The sequence below is a fragment of the Okeania sp. SIO2B9 genome (genome assembly GCF_010672505.1).
GTDB lineage: Bacteria > Cyanobacteriota > Cyanobacteriia > Cyanobacteriales > Microcoleaceae > Okeania > Okeania hirsuta.
This window is the reverse complement of sequence record NZ_JAAHGK010000249.1, coordinates 1-7150: the sequence shown is the minus strand read 5'-3', so window position 1 is coordinate 7150 and position 7150 is coordinate 1. Positions and strand designations below refer to the sequence as shown.

Here is a 7150-nt window from a genome sequence, read left to right as displayed (position 1 = left end):
TTATTTTTTGACAGGAAAATCATAAAATGTTTGATGATTTGTTCTGACTAAATGACGAAATGAATTACTGAATAATTAAAATTTCAAGTCTCTACCCATCCAGGATAGAAAAGAAAAAAATATTTGGAGTTAATTCTCTTTTTTTTCAGCAAGGGTAGTTGAATTTCTTGAATTTAGTGGGGAGTATTTAATAGTTATGATGATGGTGAAGGTGATTTTTTGGCCTTACCTAAGTAGGATGAAATTTGTTCATTTTGTTGGTAGCGATCGCTCAAGAATGGAGGAATAGAAGTTGCTTTATAAGTTGGCAAAATCAAGGTTATGAGCGTAGTAGGACTTTTGATAAATGGTGTTACACCACTTAATTTTATGTGAGGTGGCACAGAATTATGAAATTTATTAACTTGTCTATCTCGATCTATGGTCAACCCTGATCGAGATATTATTTTATGTAACTTAGAAATGAATTTGCTATAAAGACTATAAAACTCAATAAATAGAATCTTTAATTAGAAGAAAAGCATTGTTAAGATTCCGATAATAGATGATTTTTGTGGCAACTTAGGCCAAGATAATCGTTACTTTTGGGTTTATTCATGTCGACAAAGCAGAAATTTATAGTTTATTTGTTGCTACAAAATTTATATAGCAAGGTATGGGTACAAAACTGCTACAAACTCTAGAAAAAGTCGTCATTCAGAAAAAACATAAATAAGTTTATATCACTTCTTCATTGACAGCTAAAAAATTTTATAAAAATAGAGGATAAAAAAAATTGAGGAATCAGGTTTTTATTCAGAAGGAAAAATTTGGGTAAATTGTATATTGATGAGAAACAAGTTACTTAGTACTGGTAAAATAGCATTTATTTTGGCAATTTATTTTCTAGCTATGAAACAGATATATAGCAGTCGAAATCAAAGTTAGGACACATCAAAAGCTTAAAACTCAGACAACCCCAGGTTTTTCCAATAGACATCTCCGGAAAAGAGGGATTAGGGAATAGGGAGTAGGCGGAAAGAATTGATAATTTCTGTGGGATAATTGGTTTTATTTTTTATTACTGGAGATGTCTAATTATTTTCTAGTTATCAAACAGATGTATAGCAGTCGAAATCAAAGTTAGGATATATCTTTTTTATTACTGGAGATGTCTAATTATTTTCTAGTTATCAAACAGATGTATAGCAGTCGAAATCAAAGTTAGGATATATCAAAAGCTTAAAACTCAGACAACCCCAGATTTTTTTAATTTCAGTCCTTCCTTCTCTCCTAATGAGATTTACATAACTTTTAGAGCTTTAATATAGACCAAACTTTACTTGTGATAGGTAAACAGGTCAATATTGTTAGTCAAAAAATCAATAAAACAGTGCATATATAACTGCAAAAAAAGCTTTATCAGCACCAGTAAATGTCTTCAAAGTTTGATTTGCCTATTACCTTTTTAGTCCTTCAGTTAACTTATACGAAATAATTAAAGTATAAGCACAAAATATCAATACAAAAAGGCGTTTCAAGCTCCATTTATCTCGTTCCTTGATATTCTTTTAACCCCAAACATAATGAGAGCTTCTCGATCAAACACCTCTATCCAATTTCTGTTTGAGTAGATATCTATTATCCACTCAGATGTTACTTTTAACCTCTCAATATGGGTAATCAAATAATCAATTTTTGTTCTTTTTTCGCGCATAACTAGCATTCATATAGCGCTACGCGCTATGGAATAGGGAAAACTGGATCTGGGAATAGCGAACTGTAAAATGGTTTTCGGTGCGGAATCCGTCAGGAAACAGAATTAAAAAATGTTCTAACCAATTCCTGTAGTGCTATAACTATAGCAAAAGTTATTTTTCCTTTGAAGTGCGAAACCGAAGCTTTAACGAAGTCAGAAGTCATAAGTCATAAGTCATAAGTTAACCCACCCCTAACCCCTCCCAGGAGGGGAAGTAGGAGATGCGTGAGCAACTCTCCAAAAATATTGCGCCTTAAAAGGCGGGGTTGCGCGACCCATATTATTTTGATAAATGTACTAACTCAAACTTTTTTTTCTAGAGTTAATACCACTGATTCAAATTTATTTAATGGTCAGCTCCTTATTGAATAATTATTTAATAATTAAGGTTTAAACCCTCTCCTTTAGAGGAGAAACAAGAAAAAATTTTCCTTAAGGGTCAATCCTCTTCCTTTTAGGGAGAAGTAATTATCAATTATTCATGATCAATTATCAATTATTGAAGAGGTTTATCTATTCTGATTTTTACTTCTGATTTAACTACTACTTTTTGTTGTTTTGTCTGATTTCTCCTAGATATTTTAATTTCCTTTCTTCGAGTCTTTTCAGGAAAGTTGTGTTATTGCCATAACCTGCATCAATTAAAACTATTCCCCGAATATAATATCTGTTGAAGATACGGCCTACTAACTCTAATTAAAAAACAGAATCAACGGATAGTTTATTTTCTCAGCTTTATCATCATAATTATCAGAGAATCTCATAATTGCTATAGTGCTATCTTTGGTATAAAATTATCAATGATAATTGATTTATAGATTTACTTTTATGGAAATAATTGATTATACAGTTGTAATAATTTACTTGGTATTTATTATGGGTTTTGGGGTTTTTCTACAAAAAAAAGCTTCGACAGGAATAGAATCTTACTTTCTTGGAAATCGGAATTTGCCTTGGTGGGTTTTGGGTGCTTCTGGTATGGCTTCTAATACTGACCTTGCAGGTACTATGATATTAACTGCTTTAGTTTATGCTTTGGGGACTAAGGGATTTTTTATTGAAATTAGGGGTGGAATAGTATTATATCTAGCCTGTTTAATGACATTTATTGGAAAGTGGAATCGTCGCGCTCAAGTAATGACTGTTGCTGAATGGATGCAGTTACGTTTTGGTATGGGTCGAGAAGGAAATATTGCCAGAATTATTAGTGCAGTTGCTAATATTATTTTTGCTATTGCTTCTATTAGCTATTTTGCCGTTGGAGGTGGCAAATTTTTAGGAATTTTTTTGGAAATTGATGATAGAGTTGCTGGAGTTTTACTCATTTTATTAGCTTTAATTTATACTGCTATTAGTGGTTTTTATGGAGTAGTTTTGACAGATGTTTTTCAAGGAATCTTGATTTTTGTGGCAGTTTTATATATCTGTTTTATGGCTTTTAAAACTGTAAATCTACCAGAAACTTTTTCAATTTCCATTCCTGGTACAGAACAATTAAAAACATGGAATTTAGCAGAATGGAGTAGTCTCACCCCACCAATAACTATTGATTTGCCAGGGGATTATAGTATTTTTAATTTGTTTGGTGGAGTGATGTTATTTTATACTTTTAAAGTATTTCTCGAAGGTGCTGCTGGTGGGGGTGGTTATGTAGCTCAACGTTACTTTGCCGCGAAGAGCGATCGTGAGGCTGGGTTACTTTCTTTATTCTGGATTTTCTTATTATCATTTCGCTGGCCTCTAGTTACAGCTTTTGCAGTATTAGGGATAGATTATGGTCTGAAAAATCAGGTAATTTCTGACCCTGAATTAGTTTTACCTACTGTAATTGCTGAATATATTCCGGTAGGTATTAAGGGTTTATTAATTGCCTGTTTTATTGCAGCAGCAATGTCAACTTTTGATTCTATTATTAATTCTAGTGCTGCATATTGGGTGAAGGATATTTATCAAGCTTATCTTAAACCTGAAGCTTCTAATCAACAATTAGTTAATCAAGGTCGTTTAGCATCTATTGTCATTGTTGGTTTAGGGTTAATGTTTAGTTTTAATATCACGAATATTAATGATATTTGGGGATGGTTAACTTTAGGATTAGGAACTGGGTTGTTTATTCCTTTAGTATTGAGATGGTATTGGTGGAGATTTAATGGTTATGGGTTTGCCATTGGTACTGGAGCGGGTTTGGTTGCAGCTATTTTGACAAAAGCGGTAATTTTACCTGTGGCGAATAATTCTCAAGCTCAGGAATATATTTTATTTTTGGTGCCGAGTATTTGTTCTTTTTTAGGATGTATTTTGGGGACATTTTTTACACCAGCAACTAACTTAGAAACAATTGATAATTTTTATCGGGTGACGAGACCTTTTGGCTTTTGGGAAGTAGTGAGGAAAAAATTACCAACTAATATTCAGGCAAAAATTCAGGCAGAAAATAAACGAGATATTATGGCAACTTTTATTGCTATTCCTTGGCAGTTGGTTTTATTTTTGATGGGAATGATGTTGATGATGAAGCAGTGGGATAATTTTGGTATTTTATTATTAATATTTATTTTATTGTCGATTGGATTGTATTTTACTTGGTTTAAGTATTTGGAGAAAATATAGATTTAAGCTAATATGCTTTGATTTTGGAAATAATGTAATTGTGGATGGAAGGAACACCCGGTATGGAAATAAATAGGGAATATACAGATGTTTTAAGCTTATATAGGGTTTCCCAAGGTCGTGAGGTACAGTTATCTTTTTGTCTTTTTATGTAAGCATTCAGCCGTCAGCTATTAGCTATCAGCTATTAATGTTGGGAAAGGTAAAAGCAACCTTTGAAATTTAGGAAAGAATAAAAAGTTACTTTCAAAATCTCCGGACTAAACCTGAGAAGTAATTATTCATTATTAATTGCTGATAGCTGACTGCTAATAGCTGAATGCTTACCTTTTTATTCCCTGTTCCCTGTTCCTTGTTCCCTCAAACCTAAAATTTTGTATAGCAATGAGCGCTGGTATATTTACAAATTGCAGGAGGGGCAAAATAGCTAAAAGTCTTATATTATCAGTAATTTATTCCCCCAGATGAGCTGTTGCCTGTTACCTGTTGCCTGCGCACAGCGCTATACCTCACGCTTTTTGGGAATTGCTATATAGTTATTTCAGCTTAGATTGAGAAAAAGGTTTCTTGCCTTGTAAAGAATTTCAGCCGAAAAAGTGTTTTATTCTTATTTTAAATGACTATATATTCACAATTTAAATTTGCCATAACTGAACATTAAAAATTGCATCTTGATCGGATATGCTTAAAAATAGCTTATTCAGTTCATTTTATATGGTAATTTCTATCGTTTTCTCTTTTTTTTAAATATTTATTCCTCCTTCCTTCTTGCTTATTGCTTCTTCCTTCTTTATTACTTCTACTATTTGTAAAAAACGTTGATCGAATTTGTATTAGGGATAAAGTTGAGGGGAAAATAATTCCTTAATATATATTCCCTAGTTGAAATAATTTGAGATTTTTAATACTCAAATTAGGGAAACTTTCTCTACCTAAATTCGCCTCAAGTTTTGAAATTTATTTCTAAAATAGTAATACCAATTTTATGTGAAACTCCACAAAATTATCAACTTCTATAAGTTATCAACCTCGATCTAAAGTCAATTATTTATTCTTGAAACCTTAATTCTATGCAACCCAATATTAAATTAGTATCAAGTTATTTGAAAAGTGTGCCAATTACTAAGTAGGTCGGTTTAATTATCCGTAAAATAACCAGAGAAATTCAAAACTTTGAAAATTAGGTTGAAAACTGCCTTCTGGCTTCATTTTCAGACTCTTCGTTTTTTTGCGCAGCATGACAAACGGAAACGTCTATTTATGCCCACCAACTTAATTACTACAGCGCTACGCGCAAGTTAAAAGTCAAAAGTAAAAAGTCAAAAATAATCCCTGAGTGAGTTTTAGCATTTATAAATGTCCGCGCCCTATTTGCGTAGTGCTATAACTTAGATTTTTTGTTTGGGAATTTTTAGTTATTTTTACATTTCTTATCAAAATCAGATTGTAAAAATACTTAATACTAATTGAGGCGAATTTTAGTTAAGCTGAAGATAACTAATTCATATATAACTCTAAATAGGTAAAAATATATGGCAACTATTTCTTCAAATCTGGAATCTAATCAAAAACGTTGGCAAACAATAGTTTGTTTAACTTTAGGTTTCTGGTTAAGTGCCTGCATAATTTTAGACGTGGTAATTATGCCTAGTATGTATGCTTCTGGCATGATGAATACATCAGATTTTACAGCAGCAGGTTCAATAATGTTTTCGTTGTTTAACCGACTTGAATTAATTTGTGCAAGCTTGGGTTTAACAGGTTTATTAGTATTAAGTGCCACACCAAATAATTTAATTAAAAATACTAAAACAGCAATTATATTTTCTATAGCATTGTTGGCGATCGCTTTAATTGATACTTACGGTTTAACTCCTCAAATGAGTGCTTTGGGTATAAATCTAAATCTGTTTGAGTCAGTTAAAGAAGTTCCTGTGACCATGAATCAAATGCACGGCGGTTACTGGTTATTAGAAGTAATTAAATTAGTTGTTGGCGGTACTTTACTTGGTTGGTGTTATCAACAAAAAAACTAATATAGCAATTCCCAAAAAGCGTGAGGTACAAAATTCGTTTGCTTTAGGCAACAGGCAACAGGCAACAGGGAACAGGCAACAGGGAAGAAAGAAAAAACTACCTCACTAGCCAGATAAACGCTATAACAATGTTGTAGGTGAAGAAAGTAGGGTAGGTGCATTTTGGTTGAGATAAAATTAATCTCAATTAATTTAATATTTGCCCACCCTTAACTGACTAACTGATAACTGAAAATGACCTCTAAAGAAACTCATGCCTTACAGTAAATTTACCTTAGAGGAAGTTCTCACTAATTTTAATCTTCAGCTGGTCGAAAACTTGGGTAAATTTAATAAATTACCAGATGTTATTCCCAGTCAATTTCTTCAAGAAGCTTTAGAATATTATCTACCATTAGCAGTGGCGATTTGCTCCGCAACGCTAGCGCGAACGCTTCGGAAAAAGCTCGTTTCCTGACGGAATGCTCCGCAAACAGAATTTATTATTGCTCCAGTATTAGCAGAAGTAAAAAAATATCTAATAATCAAATAGGCTTATTTTCTGGCATCGAATTTAATGTTAATCCAGAGCTAGAGTTAAATGGTTTTTGCGATTTTATTATTAGTCATTCCACATTACAAACGATAATTCAAGCACCAATAGTTACTCTTGTAGAAGCTAAGAATGATAATATTAAATCTGGCTTTGATAAATGTATTGCCGAAATGGTTGCTGCCCAGATTTTTAATCAAAATAAAGGGAATGATATTCGCAAAATTTATGGAA

At 32.3% G+C, this 7150-nt stretch carries 3 protein-coding genes and 2 pseudogenes; 3 read left to right on the top strand and 2 right to left on the bottom strand.

Translation table 11 applies throughout. The features are described from left to right. Positions 1 to 194 precede the first annotated feature (194 nt). Together F6K13_RS11285 and F6K13_RS11280 are read right to left on the bottom strand one after the other, a co-directional pair. Complete coding sequence (locus F6K13_RS11285; protein ID WP_124144058.1) at positions 195 to 428, bottom strand: hypothetical protein; 234 nt, start codon at positions 426 to 428, stop codon at positions 195 to 197. Positions 429 to 2287: 1859 nt separating this feature from the next. Beyond that, positions 2288 to 2434 (bottom strand): annotated as a pseudogene (locus tag F6K13_RS11280) (transposase); the annotation flags it as partial. A gap of 132 nt (positions 2435 to 2566) precedes the next feature. On the opposite strand from F6K13_RS11280, the gene F6K13_RS11275 reads away from it, so the two are divergent. The 3 genes and pseudogenes from F6K13_RS11275 to F6K13_RS11265 all read left to right on the top strand — a co-directional run. After that, complete coding sequence (locus F6K13_RS11275; RefSeq protein WP_124144057.1) at positions 2567 to 4348, top strand: sodium:solute symporter; 1782 nt, start codon at positions 2567 to 2569, stop codon at positions 4346 to 4348. Positions 4349 to 5880: 1532 nt separating this feature from the next. After that, positions 5881 to 6384, top strand: coding sequence for a DUF4149 domain-containing protein (locus F6K13_RS11270; protein WP_124144056.1), 504 nt, complete (start codon positions 5881 to 5883; stop codon positions 6382 to 6384). A 408-nt stretch (positions 6385 to 6792) separates the two neighbouring features. Then, positions 6793 to 7150 (top strand): annotated as a pseudogene (locus tag F6K13_RS11265) (hypothetical protein); the annotation flags it as partial.